This is a genomic window from Martinezella rhizogenes (assembly GCF_007002745.1).
Classification (GTDB): domain Bacteria; phylum Pseudomonadota; class Alphaproteobacteria; order Rhizobiales; family Rhizobiaceae; genus Agrobacterium; species Agrobacterium cucumeris.
The window spans coordinates 104,072-122,797 of sequence record NZ_SGNY01000013.1 but is presented as its reverse complement, the minus strand read 5'-3'; the positions used below and the strand labels follow the sequence as shown (position 1 = coordinate 122,797).

Here is an 18,726-nt window from a genome sequence, read left to right as displayed (position 1 = left end):
GGAAGGGGTGATGAAGGACTGAGGAAGACGAAGAGATCGCGAGGATCACGGAGCGCTTCGGTCCAGAAAACTCCGAAGGAGCCAAAGATGAATGCCTCACCCTCAATTCGCAAGGTCTACCAGGGTATCTCTGACCGCCGCCAGATGTATCGCATGTTCGATCGGCACGCACAGCGTCCGAACCGCTTCGAAGGCGATCCCACCCCGCTCTATGCCGGAGAGTGGTTCGAAATCGGCGAAGCAGAGCACGACTACATGTTCGAAATCCTGCCGCCGCTGTGGATCCGCGGTTCCATGTTCGCCATGCGCGAGTTCCTGACAGGCTCTGTCACGAGCGTGTTTTTCGCATTGCGCATCGACAGCGCGATCCGTCACTTCCACGGCTATTGCGATCTTTCCGATACCGGCTCGGTCGAGCGCATGCGTCTTGCCATCATCGAGCGCGAAACCAGGCCTGTTCGCGCGATGACCCGCGACGAGCGTCTGGACCATATTTGGAGCAGCACGGCCGACGACTATCGCGGCTATGCCGGCGACCGCTGGCCATATGCTTCGCGTGGCAAGCCGGCCGTGATGTTTTACGGCGGGAAAGCAGGCAGCACGCTCAAACTGCTGGAAGACCTGACCGACGAGGAAATCGCCGCAAAGCTGCCGGTGCACCTGCGCCATCTTCCCTCTTCGATCGCGGCTTGAGGGAGGCGACTATGGCAGACTATCGCACCGAAACCGTCGTGACACCGGAACTTCCGGCAAACGGCATGACCCCTCTCGAACGCTTGCTTCTTTCCCACGTCTTCGATGAGGAAGAGTGGAGTGACGGCGTCTTCTTCAGCACCTGGAACAGTCCCAGTGAACTGATCTCGCCGATGGCGGATGAATTGAGAACGGCATTGGAGGCGTCCCGTAACGTTGAAAGCCGCTTCACCGACCATATCACAGGCCTGCTAGAGCAGTTCGATGCTACCGATGAGATTGAGCGCGGGTCGAACATCGAGATCGACCTGACGACACAGGTCGGCGGCTGGCCCAAAGTCCTGCAGGACATCCTACGCCGATCCGATGCGATCGAACAAATCGTCGTCTGGGCAGCCTTTACCTGCAGCAAGATGCGCGCCGACGGTTTTGGCGGCAGCGTCATGCGGATCACCAAGGCCGCAATCCAGTATTCATCGACGACCGACATGCTGGAGCGGATGTGGAACGAACAGCCGGTGCAGCCAACGACCGAGAGTGGCGGTCACGAAACGCGCGGCCGTCTTGAGAGTATTGCCTCCAATGCAGGATGGGACAGCTTCACGCTTCTGCTGCTTATCTCACGGTGGCTCGATCATAACCGCCAGACCGTAGGTCTGGCCGTTTACCTCGACGGCCTCGCGTCTGCGGAAGCCGAGTGATTTCAACGCAATCGCAGAAGGATCGATCGTGATGCCCACGACATCTCTCCTCTCGCCGTTCCGGCGGATCCACCCCGGCCCGGTTTCGATTTCCGAAGTGCCTGCACTGTTGTCCAGACACGACAGCGCTCCAATGTCCTTGCGCCGCTTCACCGGTATCCTTCATGCCGGTGAATGGTTTGAGCTTGATGAGAACGCAGCGCGAGCGATCGCCGGTGGCGTTATCACAACGATCCGGCCGGGCGGCACGGCCTCTCTTACAGTCCGACGACCGGAGCAGATCCGCTCCGTCCTGTTCAGCCTGCTGACGAATGAGCGGGAGCGATGGTTCCATGGTTTCGTCAGTCTCACAGACCCGGCGATAACCGCCGCGACCCTGCGTGCAGCAATCGTCGCACGTGAGAGTTCCGATCAAGGCGCCGATATGCGCCAGGAATGGCTTGAGCTGATATGGAACAAGACGGAAGCCCGCGGCTACGCCGACGAAATCTGGCCGCCTGGCAACGAGGGCTTCAGAACGATCCTCATTCAAAAGGCCGGATACCGGCCGGTGCTGAAACTGCTTGCTCATCTGTCTGGCGACGAAATCGCCCGTCTCATCGGCGACAGTTGAGCGCGGCGGTCACCGCATCTTTCCCAAAACGTCAACCCCGACAACAGGCCCGGTGCTCATCGCCCGGGCCTTGCCATTTCCATAAAGGAGAAACCCATGGATGAGCGTGAAACGACCATTGTCATCAACCCTGCGATCCCGCTGCAGGATATAACCCCGCTGGAGCGTCTGTTCCTGTCGACCGTGTTCGACGCAGGCGAAATCGACGGTGCTCTGTTGCTTCATAGCGACCGACCCGTCAGCAGTGCCATCCACGTTCCGGCTGCGGATCTGTCCTCTGCCTATCAGGCATCGCGCGACGTGCCGAACAGCGATCTCAATCGCATTGTCGCCCGTCGCTGGCGTCACCAGATCGATGAATCCCACAGGATCGAAATCGATCTGGCAGAGACATCATGGGAGTTCGTTCTGCAGGATATCGTTGCCCGGTCCACGACCCTCCAGGAGGTTCGGGTTCTCGAATGGTATCGCCATCCCTCGCAGGCTCCTGACAGCTTCGGTGCCAATGTCATGCTGATAACGGCCACAGAGTGTGTCGGCCGGTCGAGCGACGATCTGTTCGAGGAGCTTCGTGCCGGGTCCGAGACACAACCACCAGCCGAAACCCGCCCCGATCTGACCGGCGCGGACCCGGCGCTTCAACGCATGCGCTCTGCCCTCGATCGTCAGATGACCGGGCGGTTCCCGCGCGAAACGTTCATGCTGGATTGGCGCGGCCGCAACTCGCTCGCCTCCATCCGCAGGTTCATCGAATCCTTCGCGACGCCGATCCCGACTGACCCCGCCGGTTACAGTCAGCATCTGGACGCAGCCCTGTGCTGCTGGGAGGCGATGCAGGACTACCGTGTCCTGTTTGAGCACGACAAACCGCTGGTGCGGAACATTCACGCGTTGATGCAGCTCTGGACACAATTCGGTTCGATCACCTTGCGCCGTTGGGCACGGCCGGCCGCCAATTGCGCCCTCCTGATCCATGATCATCTCGGAAGGGAATTGATCGATCGGTTCGCGCCATTCGACTACGGCTTCATCCCTGCCGTGCTTGAGGTGCTGGAATGGACAGAGAACGGCCCCTATTTCGCAACGACGCTCGAGGATGCGGCGGCGCGCGTGGTGAAAAAGCTTGAAGTAGAACAGGGGGCAAGCCGATGAGCGAGACCACAGAAGCCACCGGTCTGTCGTGTGAGCCACCAGCTGGTGCCGGAACGAGCAAGGACAGCGCACGCGACAATAGCGATGGCGATCCCGTGGCCAGAAAACATTTCGTTCATGTCTACACAGTGGTCAGGGTCAAGGTCGAAGTCGAGGCCGAAGATCACCAGTCTGCCATGGCTTCCGCCGACACCCTTCTGTTCGGCAACGGATTTGCCGTCCGTCTTGTCTCCTCTGGCAACGGTGTGATCGAGGCCGACTTTGCCGAGGAAGTGGTCGGCTATCTTGTCGATGAGGCGGACGACCCAGAATATGAAAGAAGCCGGAACTACGGTTCGGATCACGAACCGCAGGAACCGGATCAGCGATATCGGCATGCCCCTGCCGTTGCATCGGAAGATCGGTCGGTAACACTCACTTTCTGGCCCAAGGCGTGGTGGAACGGCCATGCGATCGAGGTCGACCCGTCCGGACCGACGGATTGGACCATACCGTTGTCATTGCTTCTCCAACGCTTTCCGACGGAGGTGGACTGGCATGCCAAGGCGGAGGACAGGATGATCTGCGTTACGAAGGCGACGCGCCGCAATGGATCCGGGATTGGCCTGGTCCTTTCGAGGTGAGCTTGGACGACGAACCCGATGACGTCTGGAGCAGGTCTGATGGATCATGACCGTCTCCTACGCCGCCTCAGAGCGCATCCGGCGTTGTTCGGCGATGATGTGCCGCAATCAGCTCGCGTCACGCGTCTGATCCTGCGCTGCAAGGCGCAGCTGATACTCGAATGGGATGCCCGGGCCGAACGCTTTCGGCAGGAAGCCGATCGCCGCTTCTGGTTTCTGACCCTCTGAGAGGCAAGAAAAAAGAAAGAAACAGAACCCTGTCCCGCATCTGGCTCCGGCCCGTCAAGGGCGGGCTCTGCCGCTGAAGCGCCCTTGACCGGCCATCGCCAATGCGGCGGAGGAAATCTGGATTGGAAGATCTGAAAAGACGCGATCAGCGCCAGAGACACTCCGATCCATCACCCTGAACACAGCGATTGTCGCCCCGAGGAAGCAATTCCCCGGGCGATGCCATTCGCTCAACTGAATGGAGACAGCCATGCCTGCCAAGTCGTTCACACCGTCATCGATCCGATCGCTCAATCGAGGGCCCGGCTCATCGGAGGCCCGGGTTATTCCGGCAGCCGCCAACGATGACGACCCGGATCCCACGCCACCGTCACCCGCAGCCGCTGCGAAGACCGTGATGTTCCGGGACGAAGCACTGACCCTCCCGATAGCCGTTTGAGGGAGGATCGACCATGCTGACCTTTCCTGTCCAATCCGTCCTTGACGTCATCGCCCGTGGTCGTGCCGACGCCGGGACAAACGGTGGTTTTCGCGATCCCTATTACGGTCTTGAACCCGGCAAGGGTGAGAGGCCCGGACTTTGGCTTGTCGGGGACAACGGCGTGTACCTGATGTCCAATGGCAAATTGCCCGGAAACGGCAGGCCGATGGTGGTCTACGCAGAAGAATGCCACCCCGACAAGAATGACGACTGGTTCGAGGTCAAACGCCGAACCTTCGGCGGCGACGACGGTGTCGATTTCATCGATGCCGAAAGCCTCGAGGCAATGATCGCTGCCAGCCCACGGGGCACGCATCTCAGCTTCACCTTCACTGATGACGCGATGGAGATCGCCATCATCGAGCGCGGCTGACGCACAGCCAGTCGCAGCAACCATCAATCACTTCATCCTTGCGAGCGTCATGCCGGCTTTCCCGTTGGCCAATGGCGCTTGTCTTTTTTTCAGGAGCAATCACCAGATGTCCAACGATCCCTTTACCCTCGATATGTTCGGCAGCAGTGCGCTTTCTTCCGGCCTCGGCTTCGGCGTCACCGCATTCGGCGGGTTCGATCCCGCTGCGGCCAACGACGTCGAGCCCGATCCGACGCAATCGGCTCCCACCCCGACTTCTCTCGTTCCCACGAGTCGCAAGCCGGTGCGCAAGCGGGGCGAGCGCCTCAACTTTTATCTTGGCGAAGACGACCGTGGTCTTACGGTCGGCTGGAAGGAACGCGCGAAGATGAACGTCGCCGCCATCCTGCTCGCCGGGGAGATCGAGCGGGCGGAGCGTCCCGCAACCCGTGACGAACAGGCGCGGCTTATCCGTTTTACCGGCTTTGGCGCGTCCGATCTCGCCAATGGCATGTTCCGGCGGCCGGGCGAGGTCGAATTCCGCGATGGCTGGGACGATCTCGGCAGTGCGCTGGAAACCGCAGTCAACGAACCGGACTACGCCAGCCTTTTGCGTTGCACCCAGTATGCGCACTTCACGCCGGAGTTTATCGTGCGGGCGATCTGGAAGGGGCTCCAGCGTCTCGGATGGAGGGGTGGACGCGTTCTCGAACCGGGTATCGGGACTGGCCTTTTCCCGGCGTTGATGCCCGAGGTGTATCACGGCAACAGCTACGTGACCGGCATCGAGCTCGATCCTGTCACCGCGCGAATCGCAAGGCTGCTCCAGCCGAGGGCGCGGATCGTCAATGGCGACTTCGCGCGTACCGACCTTGGCGTGGTCTATGATCTCGCCATCGGCAACCCACCCTTCTCCGATCGAACTGTCCGTTCGGACCGGAACTACCGGTCACTGGCCTTGCGTCTCCATGATTACTTCATCGCACGCTCGGTCGATCAGCTGAAGCCGGGCGCACTCGCCGCCTTCGTGACCAGTGCCGGCACGATGGACAAGGCCGACACGACGGCACGCGAGCACATCGCCAAGTCTGCCGATCTCGTCGCCGCTATCCGTCTGCCTGAAGGCAGTTTCCGCAAGGATGCCGGCACGGACACCGTTGTCGATATCCTTTTCTTCCGCAAGCGCAAGGCGGGGGAACCCGAAGGCGACCACCTGTGGCTTGACGCCGACGAGGTCCGCCCAGCCACCGATGACGAAGGTGCGATCCGCGTGAACCGCTGGTTCGCCCGCCACCCCGGTTTTGTGCTCGGCGAGCACGCGCTAACGTCTGGCCCGTTCGGCGAGACCTATACGTGCCGCCCCCGTGTCGGCGAAGATCTGGAAACGTTGCTGAATGCCGCGATCGACCGTCTTCCCGAAGATCTCTACGACGGCGAGCCGACGGAAATCGACCTCGATCTTGATGACGACCTGGCCGAAATCGTCGACCTTCGCCCTGATAACGCCAAGGTGCGCGAGGGCAGCTATTTCACCGATAACAGGCATGGCCTGATGCAAATCGTCGACGGCGAACCTGTCGAGATCAAGATCCGTAAGGCCCGCAGCGGTGAAGGTATCTCCGAAAAGCATGTTCGCATCATCAAGAAGCTGATCCCGATCCGCGACGCCGTGCGCGAAGTGCTAAAAGCACAGGAGACCGATAGGCCGTGGCGCGATCTTCAGGTGCGTCTGCGCATCGCTTGGTCGAGCTTTGTAAGGGATTTCGGCCCGATCAACCATACCACGGTTTCCATCATTGAAGATGCCGAAACCGGAGAGGTGAAGGAAAATCACCGCAGACCGAACCTTCAGCCGTTTCTTGACGATCCGGATGTATGGCTCGTCGCCTCCATCGAGGACTACGACCTCGACACCGATACGGCCAAGCCGGGCCCGATCTTTTCGGAACGGGTCATCGCGCCGCCTGCCCCGCCGATCGTCACCAGTGCGGCCGATGCACTTGCCGTCGTTCTTAACGAGCGTGGCCGTGTCGACCTTGAGCACATCGCCGAGCTTCTGCATTGCGACCGCAATAGCGTTATCTCCGAACTCGGGGACACCGTATTCCAGGATCCGGCCGACGGCTCATGGCGGACGGCGGATGCCTATCTCTCCGGCGCGGTCCGCACGAAACTTGCCGTGGCGGAGGCCGCCGCTTCACTCGATCCGTCATTGGAGCGAAACGTTCGGGCGCTCGAGGCCGTCCAACCGGCTGATCTTCGCCCGTCGGACATCACTGCGCGTCTCGGCGCACCGTGGATCCCGGCCAGCGACGTCATCGCCTTCGTCAAGGAGATGATGGGCGTCGATATCAGGATCCACCATATGCCGGAACTCGGCTCCTGGACGGTGGAGGCCCGCCAGCTCGGCGTGATTGCCGCCGGGACGTCGGAATGGGGCACGAGCCGTCGGCATGCAGGCGAACTGCTCTCCGACGGGTTGAACAGCAGGGTGCCGCAGATCTTCGACGTCTACAAGGATGCCGGCGGCGAGCGGCGGGTGCTCAATCCCGTCGACACCGAAGCCGCCCGCGAAAAGCTCCAGAAGATCAAGAGCGAGTTCGAACGGTGGGTCTGGTCTGATGCCGACCGTACCGACCGCCTCGCCAAGGTCTATAATGAGCGTTTCAACAACATTGCCCCGCGCAAGTTCGATGGCAGCCATCTGAAACTCCCCGGCGCCAGCAGCGCGTTCCAGCTCTATGCACATCAGAAGCGCGGCATATGGCGCATCATCGCTGACGGTTCGACCTATCTTGCCCATGCCGTCGGCGCCGGCAAGACCATGACCTACTCCGCGGCGATCATGGAACAGCGGCGGCTCGGTCTGATCGCCAAAGCCATGCTGGTCGTTCCCGGCCATTGCCTTGCCCAGGCGGCCCGCGAATTTCTGGCCCTCTACCCGAACGCGCGGATCCTCGTCGCCGACGAGACCAACTTCTCCAAGGACAAGCGCGCCCGGTTCCTCAGCCGCGCCGCGACGGCGACCTGGGATGCAATCATTATCACCCACAGCGCCTTCAAGTTCATATCGGTACCCTCGGCATTCGAGCAGAGCATGATCCAGGACGAACTACAGCTCTACGAGGAACTGCTGACCTCGGTCGATAGCGAAGACCGTGTTTCCCGCAAGCGGCTCGAACGTTTGAAAGAGGGGCTCGAAGAGCGGCTGCAGGCGCTTTCCACCCGCAAGGACGACCTTTTGACCATCTCGGAAATCGGGGTCGACCAGATCGTCGTCGACGAGGCGCAGGAGTTTCGCAAGCTTTCCTTCGCGACCAATATGAGCAGCCTCAAGGGGATCGACCCGAACGGCTCTCAAAGGGCTTGGGATCTCTATGTCAAATCCCGATTCATCGAGACGAAGAATGCCGGCCGCGCGCTCGTTCTTGCCTCCGGCACGCCGATTACTAACACGCTGGGCGAAATGTTCTCGATCCAGAGGCTGCTGGGCCACGAGGCGCTGGCTGAGCGTGGCCTGCATGAATTCGACGCCTGGGCACTGACCTTTGGTGATACGGTCACAGCGCTGGAAATCCAGCCGTCGGGCAAGTACCAGCCCGTCAGCCGCTTTGCGAGTTTCGTGAACGTTCCGGAGTTGATCGCGATGTTCCGGAGCTTCGCGGACGTCGTCATGCCGGACGATCTGCGCGAATATGTGAAGGTGCCGGCGATCTCGACCGGCAGGCGCCAGATCCTTACCGCGTCGCCGACGCCTGCGTTCAAGTTCTACCAGCAGCTTCTGGCGGACCGCATCAAGGCAATCGAGATGCGCGAGGGGCCGGCGAAACCCGGCGACGACATCCTGCTCTCCGTCATCACCGACGGCCGGCATGCAGCGATCGATCTCCGGCTGGTCATTCCGGCCAACGACAATGAAAAGGAAAACAAGCTCAACCTCCTGATCGACAACGCCTATCGTATCTGGCAGGAGACATCCGAACAGACCTATCTTCGCCCTGACGGAAAGCCATACGAGCTTCCCGGCGCCGCGCAGATGATCTTTTCCGATCTCGGCACGATCAATGTCGAAAAGACCCGCGGCTTCTCGGCCTACCGATGGATCAGGGACGAACTGATCCGGCTCGGTGTGCCGGCGAGCGAGATCGCCTTCATGCAGGACTACAAGAAGACGGAGGCGAAGCAGCGCTTGTTCGGGGATGTGCGCGCCGGTCGCGTGCGCTTCCTGATCGGCAGTTCCGAGACCATGGGCACCGGGGTCAATGCCCAGCTCAGGCTCAAGGCGCTGCATCACCTCGACGTTCCGTGGTTACCATCGCAGATCGAGCAGCGCGAGGGTCGCATCGTTCGTCAGGGTAATCAGCACGATCTCGTCGACATCTTCGCCTATGCAACGCAAGGATCGCTCGATGCCAGCATGTGGCAGAACAACGAGCGGAAGGCCCGGTTCATTGCAGCGGCTTTGTCCGGCGACACCTCGATCCGCCGTCTCGAGGATCTTGGCGAGGGGCAGGCTAACCAGTTTGCAATGGCCAAGGCCATCGCCAGTGGTGACGAGAGGTTGATGCGCAAGGCCGGTCTCGAGGCAGACATCGCTCGCCTTGAGCGACTGCGTGCCGCTCATGACGACGATCTTTTCGCAGTTCGCCGGCAGATCCGGGAGGCGGAACGCGACATCGAGGTTTCCACCCGGCGCATTGGAGAAATCGGTAAGGATATCGAGCGCCTTGTCCCGACCGCCGGCGAGGCTTTCGCGATGACCGTCATTGGTGAAGAATATCTTGAGCGGAAGGAGGCCGGCCGCGCAGTCCTGAAGGAGATCCTCACCCTCGTTCAGCTTCAGCAGGAAGGCGAGGCGCATATCGCATCGATCGGTGGTTTCGATCTTATCTATGACGGTGAGCGCTTCGGCAAGGACAGCTATCACTACCAGACGGTGCTGCAACGGACGGGGGCCGAATATGAGATCGACCTACCCGTGACAGTCACGCCGCTTGGAGCAGTCTCCCGACTGGAGCATGGGCTCGACGACTTCGAGGGGGAACGCCTTCGCTATCGCCAGCGCCTGGAGGAGTTGCAGCGGCGGCTCACCTCCTACCGCTCCCGTGACGCAGGCGTCTTCGCGTTCACCGAGGAACTTGCCGAAAAACGCCGGCAACTTCGTGATGTTGACGATGCATTGGCTGCATCGGCGCGCGAGGAGGCCCAAAGTGTGGCGAATGCGGCCTGATCGGTAGCAGTCCCTGTCATTTCCTGCTGACCGCAGGCGACGATTTGTCTGGCGATGCCTCCGGTATCGGCGTGGTCCAGGAATGCCCCTTGGCGTCATGAGGCCGAAGGACTATTTCTCATCGATCAGTGGCTGCCCCTTGCCGGCCGCAGCGTCAGCTTTTTTCCCTGATGATTTCTGCTTGACCCGGATACGGAGCGGGCGGCCCTCTGCGTGATCGATATCGAAGTTGTTTGTTTTCCTGACGAGATCGCTCAGCTTCCGAAATCCATAGGTTCGCGGATCGAAATCGGATGCCAGGTTTGCAAGTTGATTCCCGACCGCGCCGAGTGGCACCCATCCGTCTTCGCTTTCCATCTGGGCGATAACCTTCCTGATAATTGGCGTGGCGGCGCTCGGAGGCTGGAGCGAGGATGTTTCATGTGCAGGATCTGTGCCGTTCGACGCGACCGCAGGCAAAAGGTTCTCGGTGTAGATGAAACGCCGGCATGCTTGGCGGAAACTCTCAGGCGTCTTCTGTTCACCAAATCCGAAAACGTCGATGCCTTGTTCACGGATACGCGATGCCAGGCGGGTAAAGTCGCTGTCGGAGGACACAAGGCAAAAGCCGTCGAAGCGCCCGCTGTGCAGGAGGTCCATCGCGTCGATGACAAGCGTGATGTCGGAAGCATTTTTGCCGGTGGTGTAGGAAAATTGCTGTTGAGGGATAATCGCGTGCCTTGCGAGAACGTCGATCCACGCCTTTGAGCGGGCACTCGCGAAGTCGCCGTATATGCGTCGAACGCTTGCCTCGCCGATCTTCGCAATTTCCTCGAACAGACCGTCGACAATTTTCGCGGACGCATTGTCAGCGTCGATCAGCACCGCAAGCCGCGGCGAGCGGGGTTCTGCCATGCAACAGTATCCTGCCTACCACGGTTGACGGTGACTCAGCATCAACGAGCTCGTACTGTCTGGCAACCACCTTTTTCCTGCGTCACCGATATATCCCGCCTCCCGTAGAATATGGCACGCGATGAATGAGCCGGTGCGTCTCGCCTTTACTTCGGGCCGTTTGGTTGAAGCCGCAGCGGGTGAGATAGCGCGTCGGATCACGCTCCTGCCAGGTGCACGATGATAATAATGCTGTGACTGAAGCCTGGGTGGATGCCCGCGGCGCAGCATGTGCACGGCTGCATTGCACAATAATTGGTTTCCTTATGGTCAATAAATGAGCATAAAGCCTGTAGCTGATGCATTTGACGGTTTCCTCCCAGTGCCGTCGCAGCAGCTGTTTCCCTCTGGAGGTCAAGGATCTCCACACTTCATGGGCCGCGGTTTCCGCAGGCCCATTTTTTTTGCTTTCAATCCTTCCTGACACTGCCGGTGGCCGCTTGTGCTCAGCAAGCCCTTCGTACTTCGGCAAGTGCCGAACTGCGGATGAAGGAAAATAAGAAAAAGAGAAAATGAGGAAGGGAACCGGTCGCAGGCCAGTCCTCCCGTTGCCGCTATCGCTCAACCGCCCCCTCACCATCCCGGCCGCGCGGCCTTCGCAGGGCTGTAAGCCCCGCTTTGCCTTTGCAGCAGGGATGTTCGCGCGCGGTTGCACCGGTCCGGGCGCCCTGCGGTCCGGGAGATGTCTTCGGAAAAAAAGAAGACGCGAACAGGACCGGCACAGGGCCGGCTCCGTATCCGGTAAAGGAAAAACCGATGCATCTCACTACCCTCGATCCACGCGCTCTGAAAGACAATCCCGACAAGAGCCGCCAGTCGAAATCCTCGCCCCAGGGCGACGCCCTGCTGCTTGCGACGATCAAGGCGGTCGGCATCATCCAGCCGCCGGTCGTCGAACCCGAGAAGAATGGCGGCAATGGCTATATTATCGATGCCGGCCATCGCCGTGTGCGCCAGGCGATTGCAGCTGGTCTCACGGAAATTCAGGTGCTTGTCGACGACGCCGCCAACGACAATGGCGCCATGCGTTCCATGGTCGAAAACACCGCCCGCGAACCGCTCAATCCGGTTGACCAATGGCGCGGTATCGAACGCCTCGTTGCACTGGGCTGGACCGAAGAAGCGATCGCGCTGGCGCTCACCCTGCAGGTCCGCCAGGTCCGCAAGCTCAGGTTACTGGCCAATGTCTTGCCCGCCATGCTCGACCAGATGGCGCTCGGCGACATGCCATCGGAACAGCAGCTCCGCATCATCGCGGCTGCAAGCCTCGACGAGCAGAAGGAGGTCTGGAAGGCCAACAAGCCGAAGAAGGGTGAGACCGCGTCCTGGTGGTCGATCGCCAATGCACTGACGAAGAAGCGCATGTATGCCAAGGACGCAAGCTTCGGCGACGACCTCGCTACGGCCTATGGCATCGAGTGGGTCGAGGATCTGTTCGCCCCTGCTGACCAGGACAGCCGCTACACCACCAATGTCGAGGGGTTCCTCGGCGCCCAGCACGAATGGATGACGGCCAATCTTCCCAAGCGTGGCGCCGTCGTCGAGGTGAATGGATACGGACAGCCCGAATTGCCGAAGAAGGCCGAGCGGGTTTACGGCAAGCCGCAGAAGTCCGATCAGACCGGCCTTTATCTCGACCGGGACGGCAAGGTGCAGACGGTTCATTACCGGCTTCCCGAGGTGAAGAAGCCCGGTGGCAAGGGCGCTACCGGTGAAGGAGTATCTGTGGTGGACGACGCGGCAAAACAGCGCCCTGATGTCACCCAGAAGGGCCTCGACATTATCGGCGACTACCGCACCGATGCCCTGCATGAAGCACTCGGACGCGCTCCGATCGAGGATGATACGCTGATGGCACTGCTCGTCCTTGCCTTCGCAGGCGTCAATGTCCGCGTCGATTCCGGCGTAGGTGACCACATGACCGGCACGAAGCGCTTCGCCCGACACGCAGCTCGCCTGATCGACGAGAAAGGCAAGTTGTCCTTCGACCTCGACACCCTGCGCGTTGCCGCCCGCTCGGTTCTGGTTGACGTGCTCTCATGCCGCCGCGGCATGTCGAACAGCGGTATCGTCTCGCGCATTGCCGGCGATACCGTGGGGGCAGACAGCTATCTGCCGAATATGGGCACGGAAGACTTCCTCGTTTGCCTGTCACGGCAGGCGCTTGAAATGGCAGCCAAGGACGTGAATGTCTCGCCGCGCCAAAGGGTTCGGGAAACGCGCGCAGCGCTCGTCGACCACCTCAAGGACAGCAGTTTCGTGCATCCGTCCGCCCTGTTTGCTCCGGCGCCCAACGCCGTGGCTGACCTGATCAAGCTTGGTGAAGTGGTCGACGTGGAAGAGGAAGAAACGCCTTCCGAGGGTGAGGAGGACGTCGCTGAGAAACACCTCGATCCGGCATCGGATGCGGAGGACGAAGCCGGCTTGCCGGACGACGCCTTTGATGAGGGTGCAGATCCATCAACCGCTGATGAAGATGACACCGCCTATGGCATCGCCGCCGAATAGGCCGCGCACTCTCCACTCCTGAACGCAATACCGCCGCCGGTGATCACCGGCGGCGTTTTTCCTTCCCGTTTTCGCAACTCAAGGAGATATCGCATGTCCGCCTCTCTCGTTTTCAATCTCGTTCCCATCGGCTCCGTCGTCTCATGGTCCGATGGCACGCCTCGTCCCCCGGAACGCCACAAGAAAAAGCTTGGCGCCTGGAAGACACGTAACAGCTCCGGGCGCCTGATCCGTAAGCAGGCTTCGCAGACCCGCGGCACCTACACCGCACCTGCTTGCTTCACCATCCATGAAGGCGATTATGGCAGCAACGGCACCGTGGTCCTGAAAGTCTTTCGTACCTTCGATGTCGGTGCGAGTACCTTAAGTTTTGCGGTCGTCGAGCGACCTGCGATCGGTTCGGTCCGTATCTTCGATCGTCCCGGTGAAGGTGCGGAGCTCGTTCACCTCGCGGCGGATCGGCAAGCCGCCGAGGAGTGGCTCCTGAGGCATCGGCATCCCCAGGCCGTGCTGGAAGAGGTTACCCGCACACAGGAAAGCCCTTCGGCCGACCAAGCGGCCGCGTAATCACCCGCCGCCGGATAACGTCCGGCGGCGCTTTCGTTTCCAGCACTCGCCGCAATAGGAGAACAACCATGTCCGCACTCATGATTTTCGAACGGGCGCCGCTCGGCTCGATCGTTTCCTGGAAGAACGGCAAGCCCCGTCCCCCGAGGGACTGCATCAGGGCCAGCGCCCAGTGGCGGCGCGACAACGCCGAGGGTCGGCTCGTCCGAAAACTCTGCCATTCTGTCATGGGGCAGTCGCTCATCCCCGCCAGTTTCAAGGTGACCACCGACGGAATTGACGATCTCGGCGATGTCATCGGCCCGGATTTCCGCACATTTTCCGTCGACAGTGAGTTCAGCTTCACAGTGATCTCCCGGCCGGAGGCCGGCTCCGTCCGTGTCCTCGATCATTGCGGCGACGATGCCGAACTTCTCCACCTCGCCTGCAACCAGGTTGATGCCGAGAAATGGGTGACGATCTGCGGTTTCCGTCCAACGGTCATTGTCGAGGTGACGGCGGACGAAGTCGCGGCCGACAGGATAGAAGGGAGAACGGTCCGATGAAATCGATCATTCCTGACGAAACCGATACCCCTGAATTTTCAGGGGTTCAGTTCGCGCGCAACGCCGAGGACTTTCCGGTCGCCCGCATCGACGACATCACACTTGCCATGCTCCCGTTTGCCGACGGTGGCGGCTTTCTCGCCAGTGCCTGGCGGGTTTCAAGGCCGCTCACCGCTTTAAAGCGCGGGGATTTTTACGGGCACGAAGGTCGGCTGGCCAATGAGGAGGCGTTCCGTGATCGGGTGTTGGAAACAGCACAGCATCGTCGTGAGCTATCCGCCCTCACGCGTGTCCAGAAGCGGACCGCTTGCAGCACGCCATGGGGCACCTCGCAAATGGCGACAGTCTACGGCGAGGGTGTGACGGCGCACGTGACGGCCGGTCACGGTGGATTTCAGCTGTCGACCGAACGCAATCTGCGGATCCACCCGGCGCTACGCAAGGCATGCCGATGGTACGAAGAAGATGCCGAATGGGCCATCGTCGCGCTGACATTCCCGGATCTGTTCACCACCTACGAACACCGGATCGCCTGTGATACGATCCGCAATACATGGCCGGATGCCTGGGAGACGATCCACGGCTGTGTCCTTGACCCCGCTGAATCCTGGACCAAGGCCCGCCGGCTTTTCGATGAGAGCCATGTCGGCGACTGGGTGGTCATTTCGGCGATCCTTTCCAGCCACCACGACGGTATGACTGAAGTGATCGCCACGCTTGGCGGCAAGCGCACCCTCGATGCCGCAGAGCGCCGCTATCTCGTACCCAGTCCAGACTATGGAACCCGAAGTCCATTCGGTTTTGTCATCGATGAGGCGCTTCACCAGCTCTATGACGGTCCTTCCAGCTTCATCGGCGGGGATGCGCGGAGGGCGACCGCATGAAACCCGCAAACCCTCGCGCTTTGTTGAACCGAATGGAAGCAGCACATCGCGAGACCCGGCATCACCTCGATCGTGTGCATCGACAAATCGCCGGCCGGGCCGAACGCATCGCGATCACGCAGAACACGAAAGCCAGACACCGCGCCCGCAAACGATCCAGGTCGCGATGGAGCCGCAGTGACGAGATGTTGTTTCAGACGCATCTCGATCGCCTGCAATTCGAACGGTGGTTCGAACTCGATGGCCTCGCAGGCAGACTGGCCCGTCAGGAGCAAGCCATCCACACGCTGCGGCAGACACTCGGCGAAGACGTCTGGCGCAAAGCTGCATGAGGGGCCCGAACGGAGGGTATTGCGGCTGAGAACACGGGCTCGCGGCGCGGCGATCGCCAGGAAGGTGAGGGGACGTGATCTCAGGTTGGGTCCGCCCCCGCGCGTTTCCGATGATGGTCTCGTCCCCTTGCCGCTCCGCCCCTCGGTTGTGTTGCGGTCTAATCCGGCGGCCGTTTGCTTCAAGGCCGCTATCGCCCCGCGCGGCGGCCGGAACAGCCTGCCTCTCATCACCAGCCCGCGTCCCGCACAGGGCAGAGCCCCGCTTGGCCGCAAGCCGATGCTGCTCGTCATGGCTGCCCCGGACCCTGAAGCAACCGTCATTCCGCCGGCTTTTCTGGACCGCACCCGAGGGACGGAGCGGCAAGGGGCCGCTTCGGGTCCCCGGAGGAAAACCCGAGAAGGAAACCAACATGGCCAAGTCCGCAACCCCCTCCCGTCAGTCCGCCCGTCCGTCGGCCCGTGTCGTCCAGCTCCGCAAAGGCGCGACCCTCGAAATGGTCCGGCTCACTTGCCCCGATATTGCACAGGCGCTCAAGATCGCCGAGAGCTTCGGTACCGCGGTGGTTGACAGCGATGGCATTCGCGAACTGCATGAGCGACTGATCATCGAGACCGCCGACAGCCTTTCAGAAGGCCTTGGCGAGAGGGCGATGCAGATCCATCTCCAGCGCGTCGTCGGAGCTTATGTCGGATCCGCCCATGGAGCGGGGCAGTTCTACAGTCGAGCCGTTTCCGAAGCGCGCGACGCCACGGCCAAGGCCGCCAACGACGCCCGCGATGAGGATCTCGATGGCCCGGTCGGATATGACAGTACCGCACAGCGCAAACGCGAGTTCGCCGCCGACATGGGCATCCAGTCCCACGCGCTTCGCATGGCGGCCGAAGGGGCCGTCGCAGCCTACGAGCAGGTTGTCGGTGAGGCCTGGAAGCCATTCGATCGGCCGGTCGAAAACCCCGGCCATTCCCTCGACCGCAAGGCGGCCGACGCGCAGATGGACGCTCTTGGTTGAGCCGCCCGCAGGCGGGGCTTCGGCCCCGCCTTTTCCCATGTCGAGACGCAACCCGCTCAAGCGCTTACGGCGCTTTTTCCGCATGTGTGCTTTTAATCGTTACCCTCATCTATCTATATCGACATTGACGACTTCATTCTTGAGGACGAAATGGACAGCAAACCGATCCCGAACGTAAAGCCCTGGAGCACTTCGCAAGGACCGATCCCGGCCAGTGTCCACGATCTGCGTAAGGCCGCTGCGATCAATGAATTGCTGACGGAACCGGCGCCGGTCCTTCCCGTGAAGGATACCGATCCCGTCTTGCCTTTCGAGATCGGACTATTCGCATCGTTCAGCGCCCGTCTTGAGCCCGGGATCGCAAAAATTCGCCTTCGCCGGGCGATATCCGCTTATGCATCGACGAAAAGCTACCTTCTGGCATTGGCGCAGCCGGATGCCATGCGCCACGATATAGAAGGCCACCGTGTTAATCAGGTCAGTCCGGAGGACAAAATGGCGGCGCAAATCCGTGTCGCCGAGATCCGGCTGCAACGGAAATCGCAGAACGCAAGCGCGGGCGGCCCAGGTGGCGAGCAATCCGAAAGCCGCTCCGGCGAGAACAACTGACCGGATTTGCCGGGGCTGACCCGTTCCCCCTCCGGCCGTTTTTTCCGCGTTATGAAGTTCTGATCGCCAGCGCCCGCTACGGCCCGTCCTGGCTGTCGGTCCTGCAGGAGCCGGCGGCATGCCGCAACGGCTGCGCCGTCCTGCGCTTCGTTGCGGCCGTTCCGGTGCGGCCTGCCCCCTTACATCTCCTGCATTCGTCCCTCCGCGACGGGGCCGCAGCAGGTGCGGCCTCCTGAATGGAGGTTAGAAAAATGAGCAGGAAAGAACAGGGCGCCAAAGCCGATCTATACGCCAGGATCACGGACCGGATCATTGCCGAACTCGAAAAAGGCGTGCGTCCCTGGATACAGCCGTGGAGCGCCAGCAATGCGACCGGCCGGGTGACACGGCCACTTCGTAATAACGGACAATCATACTCTGGTGTAAACGTTCTGCTTTTGTGGTCGGAAGGTATGGCTAGAGGATTTTCCTCGCCGATATGGATGACTTTCAAACAGGCCTTGCAGCTGGATGCAGCCGTCCGCAAAGGTGAAAGCGGCTCGACCGTTGTCTTTGCCAGCCGGTTCACCAAGTCGGAAGATGATGGCGAAGGTGGCGAGGTCGACCGGGAAATACCCTTCCTGAAAGCCTACAGCGTTTTTAACGTCGAACAAATCGACGGTCTGCCGGACCACTATTACCATCGCCCGGTACCCAAGATCGATCCGGTCGCGCGGATCGAGCATGCCGACCGCTTTTTTCGCAACACGGGGGCGATCATCCGGCATGGTGGCACTCAGGCTTACTTCTCGCCGGGCCAGGACTTCATCCAGATGCCGCCCTTTGAGTCCTTCAAGGACGCAGCGAGTTATTATGCAACCCTGAGTCACGAAGCGACCCATTGGACGGCGAGTGCCCACCGCGTTGGACGTGACCTCTCACGCTACGCAAAGGACAAGTCCGAACGAAGCCGGGAAGAGCTAATTGCCGAACTTGGAAGCGTTTTTTTAGCCGCAGACCTCGGAATATCACCCGAGATGGAGCCCCGACCGGATCATGCAAGTTACCTCAATTCATGGTTGAATGTGTTGGGCGGTGATAAACGTGCGATCTTTCAGGCGGCAGCCCACGCACAGCGCGCGATTGCCTATCTGCACAGTCTCCAGCCGGGCACATTTCAAACAAAGGAGGCTGCATAGTTGCGCTTCGTCCGCCAGACTCCGAATCCTTGCTTGCCTGGCGATCAAATGCCATAAAGTGTTTCCGGTAATCTGGACATTCCGGAC

At 60.8% G+C, this 18,726-nt stretch carries 17 protein-coding genes; 16 read left to right on the top strand and 1 reads right to left on the bottom strand.

What is annotated here, in order from left to right; genetic code table 11:
* The first annotated feature begins 87 nt into the window (after nt 1–87).
* The 8 genes from EXN68_RS26185 (at nt 88) to EXN68_RS26145 (ending at nt 10,073) form a co-directional block, all read left to right on the top strand.
* Nucleotides 88–693 carry a DUF1419 domain-containing protein gene (locus EXN68_RS26185; RefSeq protein WP_142843521.1) on the top strand — a complete coding sequence of 202 codons (606 nt, stop codon included), beginning with the start codon at nt 88–90 and terminating at the stop codon, nt 691–693.
* An 11-nt stretch (nt 694–704) separates the two neighbouring features.
* The gene (locus EXN68_RS26180; RefSeq protein WP_142843520.1) at nt 705–1,394 is read left to right on the top strand and encodes a hypothetical protein; all 690 of its coding nucleotides are present in this window, start codon (nt 705–707) and stop codon (nt 1,392–1,394) included.
* 31 nt (nt 1,395–1,425) lie between these two features.
* Complete coding sequence (locus tag EXN68_RS26175; RefSeq protein WP_142843519.1) at nt 1,426–2,007, top strand: DUF1419 domain-containing protein; 582 nt, start codon at nt 1,426–1,428, stop codon at nt 2,005–2,007.
* Between the two features lie 96 nt (nt 2,008–2,103).
* Complete coding sequence (locus EXN68_RS26170; protein WP_142843518.1) at nt 2,104–3,159, top strand: hypothetical protein; 1,056 nt, start codon at nt 2,104–2,106, stop codon at nt 3,157–3,159.
* Nucleotides 3,156–3,782, top strand: coding sequence for a hypothetical protein (locus EXN68_RS27845; RefSeq protein ID WP_205125331.1), 627 nt, complete (start codon nt 3,156–3,158; stop codon nt 3,780–3,782). The genes EXN68_RS26170 and EXN68_RS27845 overlap by 4 nt, the downstream gene beginning before the upstream one ends.
* A 39-nt stretch (nt 3,783–3,821) precedes the next feature.
* Complete coding sequence (locus tag EXN68_RS26160) at nt 3,822–4,010, top strand: hypothetical protein (RefSeq protein ID WP_142843517.1); 189 nt, start codon at nt 3,822–3,824, stop codon at nt 4,008–4,010.
* Between the two features lie 452 nt (nt 4,011–4,462).
* Nucleotides 4,463–4,864: a DUF3085 domain-containing protein gene (locus tag EXN68_RS26150; protein ID WP_142843516.1), complete on the top strand. Its 402-nt coding sequence runs from the start codon at nt 4,463–4,465 to the stop codon at nt 4,862–4,864.
* Nucleotides 4,865–4,970: 106 nt separating this feature from the next.
* Nucleotides 4,971–10,073 (top strand): DEAD/DEAH box helicase family protein, encoded by a 5,103-nt coding sequence (locus EXN68_RS26145; protein ID WP_142843515.1) that lies wholly within the window; start codon nt 4,971–4,973, stop codon nt 10,071–10,073.
* A gap of 111 nt (nt 10,074–10,184) precedes the next feature.
* On the opposite strand, the gene EXN68_RS26140 is transcribed toward EXN68_RS26145, so the two are convergent.
* Nucleotides 10,185–10,967: an NYN domain-containing protein gene (locus EXN68_RS26140; RefSeq protein ID WP_142843514.1), complete on the bottom strand. Its 783-nt coding sequence runs from the start codon at nt 10,965–10,967 to the stop codon at nt 10,185–10,187.
* Nucleotides 10,968–11,762: 795 nt separating this feature from the next.
* Between EXN68_RS26140 and EXN68_RS26135 the strand changes: the two genes are divergently transcribed.
* The 8 genes from EXN68_RS26135 (at nt 11,763) to EXN68_RS26100 (ending at nt 18,639) form a co-directional block, all read left to right on the top strand.
* Complete coding sequence (locus EXN68_RS26135) at nt 11,763–13,514, top strand: ParB/RepB/Spo0J family partition protein (RefSeq protein ID WP_142843513.1); 1,752 nt, start codon at nt 11,763–11,765, stop codon at nt 13,512–13,514.
* A 93-nt stretch (nt 13,515–13,607) separates the two neighbouring features.
* The gene (locus tag EXN68_RS26130; RefSeq protein WP_142843512.1) at nt 13,608–14,081 is read left to right on the top strand and encodes a hypothetical protein; all 474 of its coding nucleotides are present in this window, start codon (nt 13,608–13,610) and stop codon (nt 14,079–14,081) included.
* A gap of 68 nt (nt 14,082–14,149) precedes the next feature.
* On the top strand, nt 14,150–14,626 hold the full coding sequence (locus EXN68_RS26125; protein ID WP_142843511.1) for a hypothetical protein: 477 nt from the start codon (nt 14,150–14,152) through the stop codon (nt 14,624–14,626).
* On the top strand, nt 14,623–15,510 hold the full coding sequence (locus EXN68_RS26120; protein ID WP_142843510.1) for a DUF7007 domain-containing protein: 888 nt from the start codon (nt 14,623–14,625) through the stop codon (nt 15,508–15,510). The genes EXN68_RS26125 and EXN68_RS26120 overlap by 4 nt, the downstream gene beginning before the upstream one ends.
* Entirely contained in the window at nt 15,507–15,842 is a 336-nt protein-coding gene (locus EXN68_RS26115; RefSeq protein ID WP_142843509.1) for a hypothetical protein, read from the top strand. The genes EXN68_RS26120 and EXN68_RS26115 overlap by 4 nt, the downstream gene beginning before the upstream one ends.
* 410 nt (nt 15,843–16,252) lie before the next feature.
* Nucleotides 16,253–16,852, top strand: coding sequence for a hypothetical protein (locus tag EXN68_RS26110; RefSeq protein ID WP_142843508.1), 600 nt, complete (start codon nt 16,253–16,255; stop codon nt 16,850–16,852).
* Nucleotides 16,853–17,002: 150 nt separating this feature from the next.
* Entirely contained in the window at nt 17,003–17,461 is a 459-nt protein-coding gene (locus EXN68_RS26105; RefSeq protein WP_142843507.1) for a ProQ/FinO family protein, read from the top strand.
* 251 nt (nt 17,462–17,712) lie between these two features.
* Nucleotides 17,713–18,639 (top strand): ArdC family protein, encoded by a 927-nt coding sequence (locus EXN68_RS26100; RefSeq protein ID WP_142843506.1) that lies wholly within the window; start codon nt 17,713–17,715, stop codon nt 18,637–18,639.
* Nucleotides 18,640–18,726 lie beyond the last annotated feature (87 nt).